This is a genomic window from Pseudogulbenkiania sp. AW2-16 (genome assembly GCF_056824575.1).
In genome coordinates, this window is record NZ_CP157668.1 from 2,251,760 (window position 1) to 2,268,097 (window position 16,338).

The window sequence follows — 16,338 nt, forward strand, 5'->3', positions numbered from 1 at the left end:
TGGACCGTGCTCGAACTCTAATCAGGACGGAACGCGTCGTCATTTGGGGCTTGCCCTTGCGGGTTTACCCTCGAATGGCATGAAAAACAGCAAAAAGGTTGGCCGAAGCCGTGTCAGACGGGGCTTCGGCCAACCTTTGGAAGGGCGGCGGAGCGGGTGGAGGAGGTCGTCGCGAGCGGCCTCTTGATCCGGGACGCGCCGCGGAGCTAGCCGCCCGCGCCCAGCGGGTGCGCCGACAGGCCGCTCGCGTCGAGCCGCAGGTAGCCGCCGCGCTCGCCGTGCCAGTCCGCGATCACCCAGCGTTCGGCCTGGTGCGTGCCGTCGCCGTGCCGGTGCACCGCCGGGCGATGGGTGTGACCGTGAATCAGTGTCGGCCAGCCGTGCGCCGCCAGCAGGGCCTCGATGGCGCTGTCGGTGACGTCGGAAATCGCCGACAGGCCGGTGCTGGCCTTGCCCGCCTCGCTCATGCCGCGCGCCTGGCGCGCGATGGCGTGGCGTTCGACCAGCGGCCGCGCCAGCATCGCCTGCTGCCACTGCGGGTTGCGCACCATGGCGCGGAACTGCTGGTAGGGCGTGTCGTCGCTGCACTCGGCGTCGCCGTGCACCAGCAGGTAAGGGCGGCCGTAGGCCTCGATCAGCGCCGGCTCCTCGAGCAGCGTGGCGCCGCTGGCGCGGGCAAACCCCTCGCCCAGCAAAAAGTCGCGGTTGCCGCGCAGCACGTAGAGCGGCGTGACGGCGGAAAAGTCGCGCAGCAGCGCCAGCGCCTCGTCGATGAACGGCGAGCGGTCGTCGTCGCCCACCCACACCTCGAACAGGTCGCCGAGAATGTAGAGCGCGTCGATCTTGCCGCGCCAGTCCGCCAGCGTGGCGGCGAACAGCCGGTTGAGCGCGGGGACCTCCTCGCTCAGGTGCAGGTCGGAAATGAAATGGATGGCCATAAGCGAAAAGGCCGCCCTGCGGCGGCCTGGTAGTAGCTAACTTAGATGATTTCAGCCTTGGTGATCAGCACCGCATCCACCGGCACGTCCTGGTGCATGCCGTGGCGGCCGGTCTTCACGCCCTTGATGCGGTCGACCACGTCGGTGCCCTCGACCACCTTGCCGAACACGGCGTAGCCCCAGCCCTGCGCGCTTTCCGACTTGAAGTCGAGGAAATCGTTGTCGGACACGTTGATGAAGAACTGCGCCGACGCCGAGTGCGGGTCCGGGGTGCGCGCCATGGCCACGGTGTAGGTCTTGTTGGACAGGCCGTTGTTGGCCTCGTTCTTGATGGTGTCGCGCGTCGGCTTCTGCTTGAAGTCGGCGTCGAAGCCGCCTCCCTGGATCATGAAGCCGTTGATCACGCGGTGGAAGATGGTGCCGTCGTAGTGGCCGTCCTTGACGTACTGCTCGAAGTTGGCGGCGGTGATCGGCGCCTTCTCGGCGTCCAGTTCCAGCACGATATCGCCGAAGGTGGTGGTCAGTTTGATCATTAGTCTTGTCCTAATCAGGGTTTCAGGATGGCTTTCTGGATGACGATCGGCTCGAACGGCGCGTCGCCCATGCCGTTCAGGCTGCCGGTGCGGGTCTTGGCGATGCGGTTCACCACATCCATGCCCTTGCTCACTTTGCCGAACACGGCGTAGCCCCAGCCTTGCGGCGTGGGCGATTGGTAATTCAGGAAGTCGTTGTTGGCGACGTTGATGAAGAACTGCGCGGTGGCCGAGTTCGGGTCGTTGGTGCGCGCCATGGCGATGGTGCCGATGTCGTTCTTCAGGCCGTTGTTGGCCTCGTTGGCGATCGGCGCGCGCGTCGGCTTCTGCTGCAGCTTGGCGTCGAAGCCGCCGCCCTGGATCATGAAGCCGTCGATCACGCGGTGGAACACCGTGCCGTTATAGTGGCCGGCCTTGACGTAGGCAACGAAGTTGTCGACCGTCTTCGGCGCCTTGGCCGAATCCAGCGTGATCTCGATATTGCCCTTGTTGGTGATCAGTTCCACCACCGGCGCCGCCAGCGTGGTGAAGGGCAGGGCCGCGAGGGCCAGACAGGTCAGCAGAGATTTCATGATGTTCCGTTCCGGGAAGAGTCGTGCCATTGCGTGGCGCGCCATGCAGGGGGGAGTCGCGCCCTCGATCCTGACAGTTTACCACGTGCCTTATCCGATGCCTGCCCCCGCCGTCCGGCCCGGCGCGAGCCCGGCCTAGGTCGCGCCCAAGTGCAGGCGCAGCGCCAGGTAGACGCCGGCAATGGCCAGGGTGGCCACGGTGACCGGCACCCCGACGCGCGCGTAGCCGCGCCAGTCGATGTCGATGTGGCGGCGCGCCGCGGCGTCCACCACGATGATGTTGGCGATGCTGCCGACGATCAGCAGGTTGCCGGCCAGCGTGCTGACCAGGGCGAGCAGCGTGCCGGCCATCGGATGATGGGCCAGCGGCAGCAACAGCATCACGGCGGGGACGTTGGAGACGATGTTGGAGAGCAAGAAGGTCACCCCGAACAGCGAGCCCAGCTGATCCAGGCGCACGCCGGCGGCGGCGAGGAAGGCGATGGCGTGCGCCGTGACCCCGGTGCGCTGCAGCGCGTGGTTCACCACGAACAGGCTCATGAACAGGATCAGCAGCTCCCAGTCCACCAGCCCCAGCATCTTGCGTGAATGCAGCTTGCGACTCATCAGCAGCAGCCCGGCGCCGATCAGCGCCATGTGCTCGCGTGGCCACGGCGCCACCAGGAACGCCATCAGCAGCGCGCCGGCCACCGCCAGCCCCTTGCCGGTCTGCCAGGCGTCGAAGGCAATCGCCTCGGTGCGTGCCTCGTGCAGGGTGTCGGGCGGGATGAGCGCCGCGCCGTCCGTCCAGCGCCCACGGGTCTGCCAGGCGATCAGCCCCCAGCACGCCAGCAGCCCGACACTCACCGGGAGGATGGCGTCGAGGAAGTAGCCGTCGAATGACAGCCCCAGGGTCTGGCCGATCAGCATGTTCTGCGGGTTGCCGATCAGCGTCGCGGCGGAGCCGATGTTGGCGGAACAGGCCAGCGCCAGCAGGTAGGGTGTCGGGGCGAGGCGGCGCTTCTGGCAGGCCTCGATCAGCACCGGGGCGACGGCGAGGCAGACGATGTCGTTGCTGAACACCGCCGACAGCGCCGCCACCACCACGACCAGGACCCCCAGCAGCCCGGCCGGACCCAGCGCCAGCCCCGCCAGCTTGTGCGTCACCCAGTCGTAGAAGCCGCCGAGGCGCATCTGCGCCGACACCACCATGAACGAAAACAGCAGGATCACGGTGGGCAGGTGCACGGCGGCGACCGCCTCCTCCAGGCTCAGCGCGCCGACGCCGATCAACGCGATGGCGCCGAGCAGGGCGACCCCGGTGCGGTCCAGTTGCAGGAAGGGCAGCCCGCCGAGAATCATCCCGAGGTAGACGATGAGAAAAATGACGACGATGGTGGTGATCATGATGCGTTCGCGGCCTCGGCCGGTACCTCTAGCGGGGGGTGACAGAATTATGGGTGGGGTTTCGGGCCGGTGCCAGCGATTGCCGCCGGCGCGGGTACCTCGGGCGGGCAGCCGAGGCGTCGTTTGCTCCAGGCCAACGAGCCCGAAGGAGGAGGGCATCGCCCCACGGCGACGCTAGCCGAAGCCGGTACCGCCGCCCTGATACGGCGCACGCGAGACGGGGGTGCGATCCCGCCTGCGGCCGTCCAGGCGCACGCCGCTATGGCGACGAGGCCGCCCTCGTTCCGGAAGCCGGCATCCGCGCCGAGCCGTGAGGCCGCCGTGGCCCCGCGCATTCTAGCGACAAGCGGGTGTCTCTCCAACCGGGCGCCGCAGCAAAACCGATTCCCCCTCCGCCTGGCCGTGTTGGCCGAAGACGCCAACGCGCCAGGACGACGCCTGGGGCGACGAGGCGTCATCGAGCCCGTCCTGGATAGATTCCGGGCAGGGCGAGAGGCAGGGCCTTTCCGTTGTCACGGTGCCTGCTACGGCGAGGGAGCGCCGGGAAGGCTCGGGCCGCCGTGCCGATGCGCTATAAAATACATGAACACGTATTGATATGTTTGCGTCCCTTCGTCGCGGAGCAGGCCGATGCCCCATTCCCATCACGACCACCAGCACGGTCATGACCACCATCACGACCACGCCCATGTGCCGACGGTCGGGGACGACAATCAGCGCAAGGTGCTGATCGCCTTCCTGTTCACCTTCGCCTTCATGGTGGTGGAGGTGGCGGGCGGCCTGCTGTCCGGTTCGCTGGCCCTGCTCGCCGACGCCGGCCACATGCTGACCGACGCCGCCGCGCTGGCGCTCGCCTACGGCGCCTTCCGCTTCGGCAAGCGCGCCGCCGACACCAAGCGCACCTTCGGCTACCTGCGCTTCGAGGTGATCGCCGCCCTGATCAACGCCATCACCCTGTTTGTCATCGTGCTCTGGATCGTCATCGAAGCCATCGACCGCTTCCGCCATCCGGGGGCGGTGCTGGCGGGGCCGATGTTCGGCGTCGCCACCATCGGGCTGCTCGTCAACCTGCTGGTGTTCTGGATTCTGAGCCGTGGCGGCAGCGAGCACGTCAATATCAGGGGCGCGGTGCTGCACGTGCTGGGCGACCTGCTGGGCTCGGTCGCCGCCATCGCCGCCGCCGTCGTCATCTACTTCACCGGCTGGACGCCGATCGACCCCTCCTGTCGGTGTTCGTCGCGCTGCTGATTCTCTACAGCGCCTGGTCGCTGCTGCGCCACTCGCTGCACATCCTGCTCGAAGGCGCGCCGGAGCACGCCCAGCCGGATGCCATCGCCAGCCATCTGCGCCAGACCGTGCCGGAGCTCGCCAACGTGCGCCACGTCCACGTCTGGTCCATCACCTCGGGCCGGGTACTGGCCACGCTGCACGTCGAGCCGCGCGCCGAGGCCGATCCGCGCCGGCTGGTGCAGGCTGTCGAGGTGGAGCTGGTGGCGCGTTTCGGCATCGCCCATGCCACCGTCGCCATCGATTGGCCCGAGACGGAAGCCGGCCCCTGCCGCCTTGGTCCCCATGACGACACGGTCCACCCCGCGGGCCACGCCGGGGCCGAGCATGAGCACGAGGGTCCGGCCCATCCCGGGCCTTGCCAGCAAGGACGCCAGCCGTGAGCCGGCTCGCCCGGCCTTCCCCGGCCGACATCGCCGTGCTGGCGGAAACGTTCCGGCTGCTGGGCGACCCGACGCGTCTGCGCATCCTGTTCTTCTGCCTCGACGCGCCGCGTTCGGTCGGCGACATCGCGCAGAGCCTCGAGCTGTCGCAATCGCTGGTCAGCCACCACCTGCGGCTGCTGCGCGGCGCCCGGCTGGTGCGCGGTCAGCGCCGGGCCATGCAAGTCTTCTACCAGTTGGCCGACCAGCACGTCAGCGACATGCTGGCCGACATGGCGCACCACGTAGCCGAGGAGCACGCCGAGAGATGAGCGGGCCCCGCTCCGGCGAAAACCCTCTTGCATCCGGGGGCATTTCCCTCGTAGGCTGGTATTCATGACAATTCATTGATCGCCCGCCATGCTGAACCTCAGCTTTCGCCCCCGCCTGATCGATGCACTCAAGGGTTATCACCGCGAAGTGTTCCGGCACGATGTGCTGGCCGGGTTGACGGTGGGGATCGTGGCGCTGCCGCTGGCGATGGCGTTCGCCATGGCCAGCGGGGTGACGCCGCAGGCCGGCATCTTCACCGCGGTCATCGCCGGCTTCCTGGCTTCGCTCTTGGGCGGGACCCGGTTCTCGGTGACCGGTCCCACCGGCGCCTTCATCGTCGTCATCTACGGCATCGTCGCCAAGTACGGCGTGGCCAACCTGCTGATCTGCACCTTCATGGCCGGCATGATGCTGGTGCTGATGGGGCTGATGCGGCTGGGGCAGGTGATCAAGTTCTTTCCGATGCCGCTGATCACCGGCTTCACCAACGGCATCGCGGTGCTGATCTTCCTCACCCAGCTCAAGGACTTCTTCGGCCTGCCGGTGGCGCAGATGCCGGCCGGTTTCTTCGCCATCGTCGCCACGCTCAGGGCGCGCCTGGCCGAGTTCGACGGCATGACGCTGGCGGTGTCGGGGGCCTCGCTGGCGCTGATCCTGCTGTGGCCCAAGCGGCTCAACAAGCTGCTGCCGTCGCCGTTCGTGGCGCTGCTGCTGGCGACCGTCACGGTGGCGCTGTTCCATCTGCCGGTGGCCACCATCGGCAGCAAGTTCGGCGGCATTCCGCAGGGGCTGCCGGCGTTCTCCGGCCCGGCGCTGGACTGGGCGACGCTGTCCGAACTGATGACGCCGGCCTTCACCATCGCGCTGTTGGGCGCCATCGAGTCGCTGCTGTGCGCGGTGGTGGCCGACAGCCTCACCGGCGACAAGCACGACGCCAACCAGGAGCTGATCGCGCAGGGCATCGCCAACATGGTGGTGCCGTTCTTCGGTGGCATCCCGGCCACCGGGGCGCTGGCGCGTACCGCCACCAACATCAGCAACGGCGGGCGCACCCCGGTGGCCGGGATGGTGCACGCCGCATTGCTGCTGCTGGTGATCCTGGTGGCGGCGCCGCTGGCGTCCTACATCCCGCTGGCGGTGCTGGCGGCGATTCTGGTGGCGGTGGCGCTGAAGATGGGCGACTGGGATATCCGCAAGGCGGCGCAGTTTCCGCGCCACGACACCGCGGTGCTGGTGGTGACCTTCCTGCTCACCGTCGCCTTCGATCTCACCATCGCGGTGGAGATCGGCCTGCTGATGTCGGCGGTGTTCTTCATCCAGAGCATGGCGCGCAATACCAGCGTGCAGCGGCTGCGGCCGGAGCATGCCCAGCTGTTCGAGCGCCATTCCATCGCCGGCAAAGCGGTGCCGCCGGGCTGCGCGGCGTTCCGGGTGGAGGGCGCGCTGTTCTTCGGTGCCGCCGATACGGTGGAGCAGGTGCTGCACGACGCGCCGGACGCGCGCGTGATCATTCTGCAGCTGCACCGGCTGGTGCTGCTCGACACCACCGGCCTGCTGGCGCTGTCGGCGCTGCGCCAAAGGTTGGCCGAAGAGCGGCGTACACTGATCCTGTGCGGTGCCGGGGCCGAGGTGATGGGGTTGCTGGTCGGCTCCAGGCTGGCGGCGGAAATGGGCGAGCGCAACATTCAGCCCGATCTCGCCACGGCGCTGATGCGCGCCGAGGAACTGCTGACCAGCGGGGTGGTGTGGGCGTAGAAAAAGCCTTGATTGATCGGTTGTTGTTTATTTTTGTGCCGACAATTTTTGATTTGTGGCAATTAATTTAATAAAAATGACGAATCCAGGGCTCTTGTGAGGAGGTGCTGGTGTAGACTTGCGCTGCTGTCGTAGCGGGTAAGGTGCTGCACCGTGCCCTGGTGCCGCCGGCGGGCGACGACGGTGGCCGGCAGGCCGTTCTGCCACTCCCCAGCAAGGATTCATCATGGAGCACCCGCAGCGCGTGGCGCGGCACACCCTGTTCGAAGACGTTCAGGCGATCGTGATCGGCACGCTGTTCATCTCGCTCGGCGTCGCGCTGTTCGCCCAGGCCAAACTGCTGACCGGCGGCACCGCCGGCCTCGCCTTCCTGATCCACTACGCCACGCCGCTGAGCTTCGGCCAGGTGTTCTTCGTCATCAACCTGCCGTTCTACTACCTCGCCATCAAGCGCATGGGCTGGCGCTTCACGGTGAAGACCTTCTGCGCGGTGCTACTGCTGTCGCTGTTCTCCGAGCTGCAGTCGCACTTCATCCACATCGACGGCCTCAACCCGTTCTACGCCGGCGTGGTCGGCGGCCTGCTGATGGGCGCCGGTTTCCTGATGCTGTTCCGCCACCAGGCCAGCCTGGGCGGCATCAACATCGTCACGCTCTACCTGCAGGACAAGTACGGCATCCGCGCCGGCAAGCTGCAGATGGCGATCGACGTCAGCATCGTCAGCGCGGCGCTGTGGGTGGTGAACCCGCTGGCGGTGCTGGTGTCGGTGCTGGGCGCGGTGGCGCTCAACCTGATCCTCGCCGTCAACCACAAGCCGGGCCGCTACTTCGCGGCCTGAGCGCCAGCCGCGCACCGCTGCCCGGCGCTCGCGGGGTCTGTTCGGGGGCGCGGCCGAGCACTTGCATCGACCCGATGCCGGTCCGGTTTTCCCTTTCCTTGCCGCCCGGCGCTCCCTCAGCGCGCCAGGCTGGGCAGCAGGCTGAAGCCGTTGCGCGAGCCGGTGGTCACGTAGCCGACCAGCTGGCTGTCGCGATGGGCGAGCGCGGTCAGTCCGTCGTCCCCCTCGCTGATCTGCCAGTCGAGGGCGTTGCCCTGGGTGACCCCGGCCAGCTGGATCGGGTAGCGCGGCGTCTTCACCGCCACCGGCAGGGGGCCGAAGCGGACCGGTGTCGGCGTGCCGGCCAGCGTGCTGGCCAGCGCGTTGGCCGACAGCGTGATCGGCTGCAGGTAGGGCAGGATCTGCCCCTCGATTTCGGCGCAGTCCCCCAGCGCATAGACGTGGGGCTGCGAGGTGCGCAGGTAGGCGTCGACGACGATGCCGCGCCCCGTCTCCAGCCCGGCCGCCAGCTCCAGCCGCGGCTTCAGGCCCGCCGCGCAGACCACGGCGTCCACCGCCCGCGTGTCGCCGTCGCTCAGCGTCACGCGGTAGCCCTGCTCGGCCCGCTCGACCCGTTCCACCCCGGTGCCGAAGCGTAGCGTGACCTGGTCCATGACGTCGTGCAGGCGCTGGCTGACCACCTCGGGCACCAGCCGCTCCAGCAGGCGGCTGCCGATGTCCACCAGCGTGACGCGCTTGTGCTGGGCGATGTCGTGGGCGATTTCGGTGCCGATCAGGCCGCCGCCGATGACCAGCACGTGCTCGCTCTGGTTGAGCCGGTCGAGGTAACGCCGGTACTGCTCCAGGTTGTTCAGGGTCAGGATGTCCCGCGCCGCGTCGCCGCCGACGGGCGGGACGAAGGGCTCGGCCCCCACCGCCAGCACCAGGTCGCTGTAGGGAATCTGCGCTTCCCCCGCGGTGACCTTCTGCGCGACAAAATCGATGGCACTGACCCGGGTACGCGGTCGCACCATGATCTTCAGCTCGGCCGCCATGCCGGTGGCGTTGTTCAGGGTGAGCCGTTCGGCACTGGCCTGATGCCCGAAGCCGTGGCTCAGTTGCGGCTTGGGGTAGTGTTCGCCGCCATCCTCGGTGAGGACGACGACCGGCGTGGTGCTGTCGTGCTGGCGGAACGCCCGGGCCAGGGTGTAGCCGGCATGGCCACTGCCGATGATGACGAGGGGCTTTTTCATCGTGTTTTCTCCAGAAGCCGTCGCTTAGGCGGGGACAAAGTCGCTCTTGCCCATGAAGCACACCGGGCAGAGGAAGGTCTCGGGGACGTCCTGCCAGGCGGTGCCGGCGGCGACCCCCTGGGCCGCGTCCCCCTGCTGCGGGTCGTAAATCCACGAGCAGGTCTTGCAGCGCATCTTGCCGCTGCAGCCGCACGCGGCGGCGGCGTCCGCCGTATTCTGTCCGGTGCTGCCCAGTTGCTCGATGAACGCCTCGCCAAAACGCACCCCCTGGGCGAGGGCATCGTCGTTCGGGCGCCATTCGGCGGTGATGCCCGGGTTGAGCACGCGGAAACCAGCGTCGTCCAGGCGCTTGGCGATACGTTCCACCGCACCACCGCTCCAGCCGTGGGTGCCGAAGGAGGCGGCCGCCTTGTTCTTGAAGCGCAGGCCGGTCATTTCCTCGAGCAGGGCGGCAACGTGCGGCAACATCACGTTGTTGACGGTCGGGCTGCCGACCAGAATGGCCTTGGACTTGAACACGTGGGTGAGGACGTCGTTCTTGTCAGTGTTGGACAGGTTGAACAGCTTGATCACGACATCCTGGTCCGCCTTGCGGATGCCTTCGGCAATCGCCTCGGCCATCATGCGGGTGCCGTTCCACATGGTGTCGTAGACCAGGGTGATCTGATTCTCCTGGTAGTCGTCGGCCCACTTCAGGTACTGCTCGACGATCTGGGTCGGCTTGTCGCGCCAGATGATGCCGTGGCTGGTGGCGATCATGTCGATCGGCAGGTTCAGCGCCAGAACTTCATGAATCTTCTGGGTCACCAGCGGGCTGAACGGGGTCAGGATATTGGCGTAATACTTGATGCATTCTTCCTGCAGTTCGACCGGGTCGCACTGGTCGTTGAACATCTGGGCGCTGGCGTAATGTTGGCCGAAGGCATCGTTGCTGAATAGCACGGCGTCGCCGGTCAGGTAGGTGGCCATGCTGTCCGGCCAGTGCAGCATCGGCATCTCGACAAACACCAGTTGCTTGCCGTTGCCGAGGTCGAGGCTGTCGCCGGTCTTGACGATCTGGAAATTCCAGTCCTGGTGGTAGTGGCCGCGTAGCGATTTGACGCCGTTGGCAGTGCAGTAGATCGGCGTGTCGGGGATGCGCGCCATCAGTGCCGGCAAGGCGCCGCTGTGGTCGATCTCGTTATGGTTGGCGATGATGTAATCGATGGCGCCGAGGTCCACCTCCTTGGCCAGATTGGCGACGAATTCTTCGGCGTAAGGCGCCCAGACGGTATCGATCAGGGCGATTTTTTCTTCCTTGACCAGGTAGCTGTTGTAGCTGGAACCGCGATGGGTGCTGTATTCGCTGCCGTGAAATTCACGCAGTTCCCAATCCTGTTTACCAACCCAGCGGATGTTGTTTTTGACGGTGAAAGCCATGGCAGAGAGCTCCTTGCGGTATAAGACTCGTGTTGAATGAATCTTATACCTCATAACATTCACCGTAAATGAATCTTATGAGTTATCATGAATTCGCTTGAGGTATATCAAGAGCGGGCTGTTGCCGTGCCCTGTATGCCTATATCGTATGCCAGAATCAAGTCTGGGCCCGCTGTCGCGGCGCCACAGGCAAGATAGAATGCAGGTTCGACCCCAACCGGGCCTGCCTGATTGAACAACCCCATGGAACGGCACCGATCGTGCGACTGACGGCTTTTACCGATTACTGCCTGCGCGTGATGATGTACAGCGCGCTGGCGGGCGAGCGCCTGGTGACGATCAACGAGATCGCCCAGGCGTACGGCATTTCCGCCAGCCACCTGACCAAGGTGGTGTTTTTCCTCGGCCAGCATGGCTATCTCACCACCGTGCGCGGCAAGGGGGAGGGATGCGCCTGGCGGGCGATCCGCGGCAGGTCAACCTCGGACAGCTGGTGCGTGCCGCCGAGACCGACAACGTGTTGGTTGAGTGTTTCGATCCCCAGCACTCGCAATGCCGCATCGCCTCGGCGTGCCGCCTGATGAACGTGCTGCATGCGGCCCAGGAGGCCTTTTACGGCGAATTGTCGCGCCATACCCTGGCCGATCTGCTGGTTCAGCCGGCGGGGCTGGGGCGGGCCTTGGGCATCGAGATCCGGCTCGTCTCCGATTGAGAAACCCGGCGCGGCGACGCCGCGTCACGCGCTGTTCCTGATCGGCTCCATTTCTTTGCGGTTCTGCAGGCAATCCAGAAACCCCGCCAGCAACGGCGGAACGGGCCCAGGGCGCGTCGCCAGCCCCAGCGACAGGTACGCCCCCTCGTCGCTGAGCGGCAGATAGCGCACCCCCGGCATCTTCACGCACTCCAGCGGCGAGGGCAGCAGCGCCACGCCGAGACCCGCCGCCACCAGCCCGATCTGGGTGGTGGCCTCGCGCGCTTCCTGCACAATCCTCGGTTCGAAGCCGGCCGCCAGGCAGAGCTGGCGCACCTGCACGTTGAGCCCGGTGCCGGCGCCGGCCGGGTAGATGATGAAACTCTCGTCGCGCAACTGCTCCAGCGACGCGTGGGGCTGCGCGGCCAGCGGGTGGCGGGCGTTGATCACCAGCCGCAGCGGGTCGCGGTGGATCTCGCGCAGTTGCAGGTCGGGCGGGTTTTCCTTGCCGTGGAAACGCACGAAGCCGATGTCCAGCCGTTCTGCGCGCAGCGCCTCGAACTGCAGCGCGGTGAACATCTCGCGCAGCGTCAGCTGCACCTGCGGGTAGTGGCGGCGATAGTCGGAGATCAGCCCGGGCAACAGGCTGGTGAATGGCAGCGAGGAGGTGAAGCCGACGCGCAGCTCGCCCACCTCGCCGCGCGCGGCGCGGCGGGCATCGTCGGCGGCCTGTTCCACCTCGGCCAGGATGCGGCGGGCGTGCTGCAGGTAGCGCTCCCCGGCATCGGTCAGCGCCACGCGGCGCTTGCTGCGCTCGAACAGGGCGACGCCCAGTTGTTCTTCCAGCGAGCGAATCTGCTGGCTCAAGGGCGGCTGGGCGATGTGCAGGCGTTCGGCGGCGCGGGTGAAGTTGAGTTCTTCGGCGACGACGACGAAGTAACGCAGGTGACGCAGTTCCACGTGATATCTTTTACATATTAATCAACGATTAAATATATATTGGACTGGCGGTTTGTCCAGTCCTAGCATTGGCTTATCCAGCCCCTGACCGGGGCCGCCAGCCGAGTCTTGACCATGTCTTCCGATGCCTTAGCCGTATCCCGCGCCACTGTTTTTCCCGCTCCGCCCACCGCCCCGGTGCACGAACGACTGCGTGCCGGTACCCCCGCCTTCCGCCGCACCAGCTGGGGCATGTTCTTCGGCGGCTTCGCCACCTTCTCCTCGCTGTACGGCATGCAGCCGCTGATGCCGATGTTCTCGCACGACTTCGGCCTGTCGCCGGCGGCGGCGAGCGGCGTGGTGTCGGCTGCAACCGGCGCGCTGGCGGTGGCGCTGATCCCGATGAGCCTGTTGGCCGATCGCTACGGTCGCAAGCCGGTGATGAACCTGTCGCTCGGCCTGGCCGCGCTGTTGACGCTGCTGGCGGCATTTGCCGGCAGTTTCGGCCAACTGCTGCTGCTGCGCACCCTGCTGGGCATCGCGCTGGCCGGCATCCCGGCGGTGGCGATGGCCTATCTGAGCGAGGAGATCGAGCCGGCCTCGCTGGGGCAGTCGATGGGGCTGTACATCGCCGGCAACGCGCTGGGCGGCATGAGCGGACGCTTTTTCCTGTCGCTGATGAGCGAATGGGCCAGCTGGCGCGAGGCGGTGGCGGTGCTGGGCCTGTTCGGGCTGGTGTCGGCCGTGGTGTTCTGGCGCTGCCTGCCGCCGTCGCGGCATTTCCGCCCGGCGCGGCTGGTGCTGGGCGAGGTGCGCGGCAACCTGCGCCTGCACCTGGCCGATGACGGCCTGCCCTGGTTGTTCGCCACGGCCTTTTTGCTGATGGGCTGCTTCGTCAGCCTGTACAACTACCTCGGCTACCACCTGGCGCTGGCGCCGTTCAACCTGTCGCCGAGCGCGGTCGGCGCGGTGTTCCTGCTGTACGTGGTGGGGATGTGGAGCTCGGCCTGGGTGGGGCGGCTGGCCGACCGTCTGGGGCGGCGCAACGTGTTGTGGGTCATGGTGAGCCTGATGCTGGCCGGGCTGACGCTGACGCTGGCCGGCACGCTGTGGCTGGTGGTGCCCGGCATCGCCGTGTTTACCTTTGGCTTCTTCGGTGCGCATTCGGTGGCGAGCAGCTGGATCGGCCGCCGCGCCAGCCGGGCGCGCGGCCTCGGCCTCGGCGCTCTACCTGAGCTGCTACTACCTGGGCGGCAGCGGCCTGGGCTCGGCCTCGGGCCTGATGTGGAGCTCGGGTGGCTGGGGCGGGGTGGTGCTGGCGCTGACGGGCGGCCTGCTGTTGTCCCTCGGCATCGCGCTGCGACTGCGTCGTCTGGCACCGCTGCCGGCTGCAACAAACTGAATTTTTCTCCTCCTCTTGTTTCCGGTCTCCGGACCCGGCGCGAGTCTTTCGCTGCCGGGTTTTTTTCTGTCCGCTCAATAGGCCCGTTGCCGGTCGACCAACCCTTCCGGCCTTGCCCCGCTTCGTAGTGCCCGCAGGCTGGCGGCGATCTGCGCTACCGCCGGGCCGGGCAGGGTGATGGCGGCAATGTGCGGGGTGACGGTCACGTTCGGGTGTGTCCACAGCGGGTGCTCCGGGGCCAACGGCTCGCTGGCGAACACGTCGAGCTGGGCAAAGCGCAGCTGGCCGGCGTCGAGCAGAGTGAGCAGGGCCTCCTGGTCGAGTTGGTCGCCGCGGCCGGCGTTGATCAGTGCCGCGCCATGGGGCAGCCGGGCCAGCCGTTCGCTGTCGAGCAGGCCGCGCGTTTCCGGGGTGGACGGCAGCACGCTCACCAGTACGTCGGTCTCGGCCAGCAGAGTGTCCAGCGCCGCGCTGCCGTGCCGGCAGGCGACGTCGGGCAGCTCGCGCGGGCTGCGGCTCCAGCCGGACACGGTGTAGCCCCGCCCGGCCAGGGTGGTGGCGACTACCGCGCCGATGGCGCCCAGCCCCAGCACACCGACGCGGACCTCGTGCGCCAGCCGGGGCGGCTGCGGCTGCCAGCGGTGCTCGGCCTGCTGGCGCTGGTAGATGTCGAACTGGCGCTGGTAGCGCAGCACGCCGTACAGCGCGTACTCCGCCATCTGCTGCGCCATGCCGGCGTCGGTCAGGCGGATCACCGGCAGCGTCGCCGGCAGGTCGGAACGGGCGAGCAGGCGGTCCACCCCGGCGCCGAGCGCGAACACCGCCTCGAGCCGGCGAAAGCGGGCGAAAAACCCTTCCGGCGGATTCCACACCACGGCGTAGCGCACGGCCGCGTTGTCGACCTCCTGTGGCCACACCGCCAGGTCGATATCGGGCAGCGCCTGGCGCAGCAGCAGCGTCAGCTGCTCGGCATCCTGCGGGGCATAGAGATAGAGCATGGCGTTTCCTTCGTTTTCAGATGGGGCGGCGCGTCTGCAGCCACTCCCACACCCCCAATCCGGCGGCGCGGCCGCTGGCGAAGCAGGCGGTGAGCAGGTAGCCGCCGGTCGGGGCTTCCCAGTCCAGCATCTCGCCGGCGCAGAACACGCCGGGCAGTTGGCGCAGCATCAGGCGCTCGTCGAGCGCGGCAAAGGTGACGCCGCCGCCGCTGCTGATGGCCTCGTCGAGCGGGCGCGGCGCGATGAGCTTGACCGGCAGCGCCTTGATCGCCGCCGCCAGTCGCTGCGGATCGTTCATGGTGTCCTTGTCCAGGCACTCGCGCAGCAAGCCCATCTTCACGCCCTTCAGCCCGACGCGGCTTTGCAGGTGGCTGGACAGGGAGCGCGAGCCGCGCGGGTGCGCCACCTCCGCGGTGACGCGCGCCAGGTCCTTGCCCGGCGCCAGGTCGAGGTGGATGGTGGCGCTGCCGTGCGCGGCGATGGCGTCGCGCAGAGGGGCGGAAAAGGCGTAGATCAGGCTGCCCTCGACGCCACCCCCGGTGACGACGAATTCGCCCTGCTTGCGCTGCTCGCGGCCGTCCGCGTCGGTGAAGCTCAGCACCACCGATTTCAGCGGCTCACCGGCGAAGCGGCTGCGGAAGTGCTCGCTCCAGCCGACGTCGAAGCCGCAGTTGGACGGCACCAGCGGGCAGACCTCGACGCCGCGTTCGGCCAACCTTGGCAGCCATGCCCCGTCCGAGCCCAGCTTGGCCCAGCTGCCGCCGCCCAGTGCCAGCAGTACGGCGTCGGCGCGCACCCTCTTGTCGCCTTCCGGCGTGCTCAGCAGTAGGGCGCCGTCGGCGCTCCAGCCCTGCCAGCGGTGGCGCACGTGGATACGTACGCCGGCTTCGCGCAGGCGCTGCAGCCAGGCGCGCAACAGCGGCGCGGCTTTCATCGCGGTGGGAAACACCCGCCCGGACGAGCCGACGAAGGTGTCGATGCCCAGGCCGTGCACCCATTCGCGCAGTTGCTTACCGCCGAAGGCCTGCAGCCAGGGCCGCAACTGCTCGCTGCGGCTGCCATAGCGAGACAAGAACGGCTCGGCAGGCTCGGAGTGGGTGATGTTCATGCCGCCGACGCCGGCCAGCAGGAACTTGCGCCCGACCGAGGGCATGGCGTCGTAGACGTCGACCTGCGCGCCTTGCCGGCTCAGCACTTCGGCCGCCATCAGTCCGGCCGGACCGCCGCCGACGATGGCGACGCGGCGGCTCGGGCCTGTTGCTGTCGTGGTCATCGTCGGCGCTCCGTGGTGGCGGGCGGCATGGCGGCGTGTGTCATCGCTTCTGGTCCTGGCTATGGCTGGTGAATGGCGGGCGGCGACGGCAGCCGCTAACGCCTTGTTTTGGCGGGCAAAGGCAAGCGTTACGTGGCGTCCCTGCCCGAGAGGGGCTGATTGTCACAGAAACGTCGTCAAAACCCAAGCTAGGCCGCCGCCGGCCGCCGCCGCCCTTGTGCGGGTGTGGTGTTCGGATTTCCGTGCGCTAATGCCTTGGAAAGTACGGCGTTCCGTCAGTTTGTTGCGGTGGTCGGAATTTGTTCGATAAAAATCAATGGGTTGGGTTTTGGTTTGTCTGGTCGCGGGCTGGCCCGATTCCTGCTGAATAGCGACCCGGG

Annotated in this window: 15 protein-coding genes and 1 pseudogene; 7 read left to right on the plus strand and 9 right to left on the minus strand. The window is 67.4% G+C overall.

Annotation, left to right across the window (positions count from 1 at the left end; all coding sequences use genetic code 11):
• Window positions 1–206 precede the first annotated feature (206 nt).
• The 4 genes from ABKF58_RS11045 to ABKF58_RS11060 all read right to left on the minus strand — a co-directional run bounded on the left by ABKF58_RS11045 (window position 207) and on the right by ABKF58_RS11060 (window position 3,429).
• Window positions 207–938, minus strand: a complete 732-nt coding sequence (locus ABKF58_RS11045; RefSeq protein WP_482580693.1) for a UDP-2,3-diacylglucosamine diphosphatase — start codon at window positions 936–938, stop codon at window positions 207–209.
• 41 nt (window positions 939–979) lie between these two features.
• Window positions 980–1,471, minus strand: coding sequence for a peptidylprolyl isomerase (locus tag ABKF58_RS11050; RefSeq protein WP_008954314.1), 492 nt, complete (start codon window positions 1,469–1,471; stop codon window positions 980–982).
• A gap of 14 nt (window positions 1,472–1,485) precedes the next feature.
• Window positions 1,486–2,043 (minus strand): peptidylprolyl isomerase, encoded by a 558-nt coding sequence (locus ABKF58_RS11055; protein WP_008954315.1) that lies wholly within the window; start codon window positions 2,041–2,043, stop codon window positions 1,486–1,488.
• A gap of 135 nt (window positions 2,044–2,178) precedes the next feature.
• Entirely contained in the window at window positions 2,179–3,429 is a 1,251-nt protein-coding gene (locus ABKF58_RS11060; protein WP_482580694.1) for an anion transporter, read from the minus strand.
• A gap of 630 nt (window positions 3,430–4,059) precedes the next feature.
• Between ABKF58_RS11060 and ABKF58_RS11065 the strand changes: the two genes are divergently transcribed.
• From ABKF58_RS11065 to ABKF58_RS11085, 5 genes are all read left to right on the plus strand, one after another.
• The gene (locus ABKF58_RS11065; protein ID WP_482580695.1) at window positions 4,060–4,677 is read left to right on the plus strand and encodes a cation diffusion facilitator family transporter; all 618 of its coding nucleotides are present in this window, start codon (window positions 4,060–4,062) and stop codon (window positions 4,675–4,677) included.
• Window positions 4,659–5,099, plus strand: coding sequence for a cation transporter dimerization domain-containing protein (locus ABKF58_RS11070; protein ID WP_482580696.1), 441 nt, complete (start codon window positions 4,659–4,661; stop codon window positions 5,097–5,099). The genes ABKF58_RS11065 and ABKF58_RS11070 overlap by 19 nt, the downstream gene beginning before the upstream one ends.
• The gene (locus ABKF58_RS11075) at window positions 5,096–5,410 is read left to right on the plus strand and encodes an ArsR/SmtB family transcription factor (protein WP_482580697.1); all 315 of its coding nucleotides are present in this window, start codon (window positions 5,096–5,098) and stop codon (window positions 5,408–5,410) included. Before ABKF58_RS11070 ends, ABKF58_RS11075 begins: the two co-directional genes overlap by 4 nt.
• 88 nt (window positions 5,411–5,498) lie before the next feature.
• Window positions 5,499–7,166: a SulP family inorganic anion transporter gene (locus tag ABKF58_RS11080; RefSeq protein ID WP_482580698.1), complete on the plus strand. Its 1,668-nt coding sequence runs from the start codon at window positions 5,499–5,501 to the stop codon at window positions 7,164–7,166.
• Window positions 7,167–7,392: 226 nt separating this feature from the next.
• A complete protein-coding gene (locus ABKF58_RS11085; protein ID WP_482580699.1) occupies window positions 7,393–8,004 on the plus strand; it encodes a YitT family protein in 612 nt (203 codons plus the stop codon).
• Window positions 8,005–8,120: 116 nt separating this feature from the next.
• Here the strand turns inward: ABKF58_RS11085 and ABKF58_RS11090 are convergent, their stop codons facing one another.
• Both ABKF58_RS11090 and norV read right to left on the minus strand, forming a co-directional pair.
• Window positions 8,121–9,236: an FAD-dependent oxidoreductase gene (locus ABKF58_RS11090; RefSeq protein ID WP_482580700.1), complete on the minus strand. Its 1,116-nt coding sequence runs from the start codon at window positions 9,234–9,236 to the stop codon at window positions 8,121–8,123.
• Between the two features lie 24 nt (window positions 9,237–9,260).
• Complete coding sequence (norV, locus tag ABKF58_RS11095) at window positions 9,261–10,655, minus strand: anaerobic nitric oxide reductase flavorubredoxin (RefSeq protein WP_482580701.1); 1,395 nt, start codon at window positions 10,653–10,655, stop codon at window positions 9,261–9,263.
• A gap of 302 nt (window positions 10,656–10,957) precedes the next feature.
• On the opposite strand from norV, the pseudogene ABKF58_RS11100 reads away from it, so the two are divergent.
• Window positions 10,958–11,367 (plus strand): annotated as a pseudogene (locus tag ABKF58_RS11100) (RrF2 family transcriptional regulator).
• Window positions 11,368–11,391: 24 nt separating this feature from the next.
• Here the strand turns inward: ABKF58_RS11100 and ABKF58_RS11105 are convergent.
• Window positions 11,392–12,306, minus strand: coding sequence for a LysR substrate-binding domain-containing protein (locus ABKF58_RS11105; protein WP_482580702.1), 915 nt, complete (start codon window positions 12,304–12,306; stop codon window positions 11,392–11,394).
• Between the two features lie 177 nt (window positions 12,307–12,483).
• Between ABKF58_RS11105 and ABKF58_RS11110 the strand changes: the two genes are divergently transcribed.
• Window positions 12,484–13,815, plus strand: a complete 1,332-nt coding sequence (locus tag ABKF58_RS11110) for an MFS transporter (protein WP_482580703.1) — start codon at window positions 12,484–12,486, stop codon at window positions 13,813–13,815.
• On the opposite strand, the gene ABKF58_RS11115 is transcribed toward ABKF58_RS11110, so the two are convergent.
• Together ABKF58_RS11115 and ABKF58_RS11120 are read right to left on the minus strand one after the other, a co-directional pair.
• The gene (locus tag ABKF58_RS11115) at window positions 13,762–14,685 is read right to left on the minus strand and encodes a 2-hydroxyacid dehydrogenase (RefSeq protein ID WP_482580704.1); all 924 of its coding nucleotides are present in this window, start codon (window positions 14,683–14,685) and stop codon (window positions 13,762–13,764) included. The genes ABKF58_RS11110 and ABKF58_RS11115 overlap by 54 nt on opposite strands.
• Before the next feature lie 16 nt (window positions 14,686–14,701).
• Entirely contained in the window at window positions 14,702–15,958 is a 1,257-nt protein-coding gene (locus ABKF58_RS11120) for a TIGR03862 family flavoprotein (RefSeq protein ID WP_482580705.1), read from the minus strand.
• Between the last annotated feature and the right edge of the window lie 380 nt (window positions 15,959–16,338).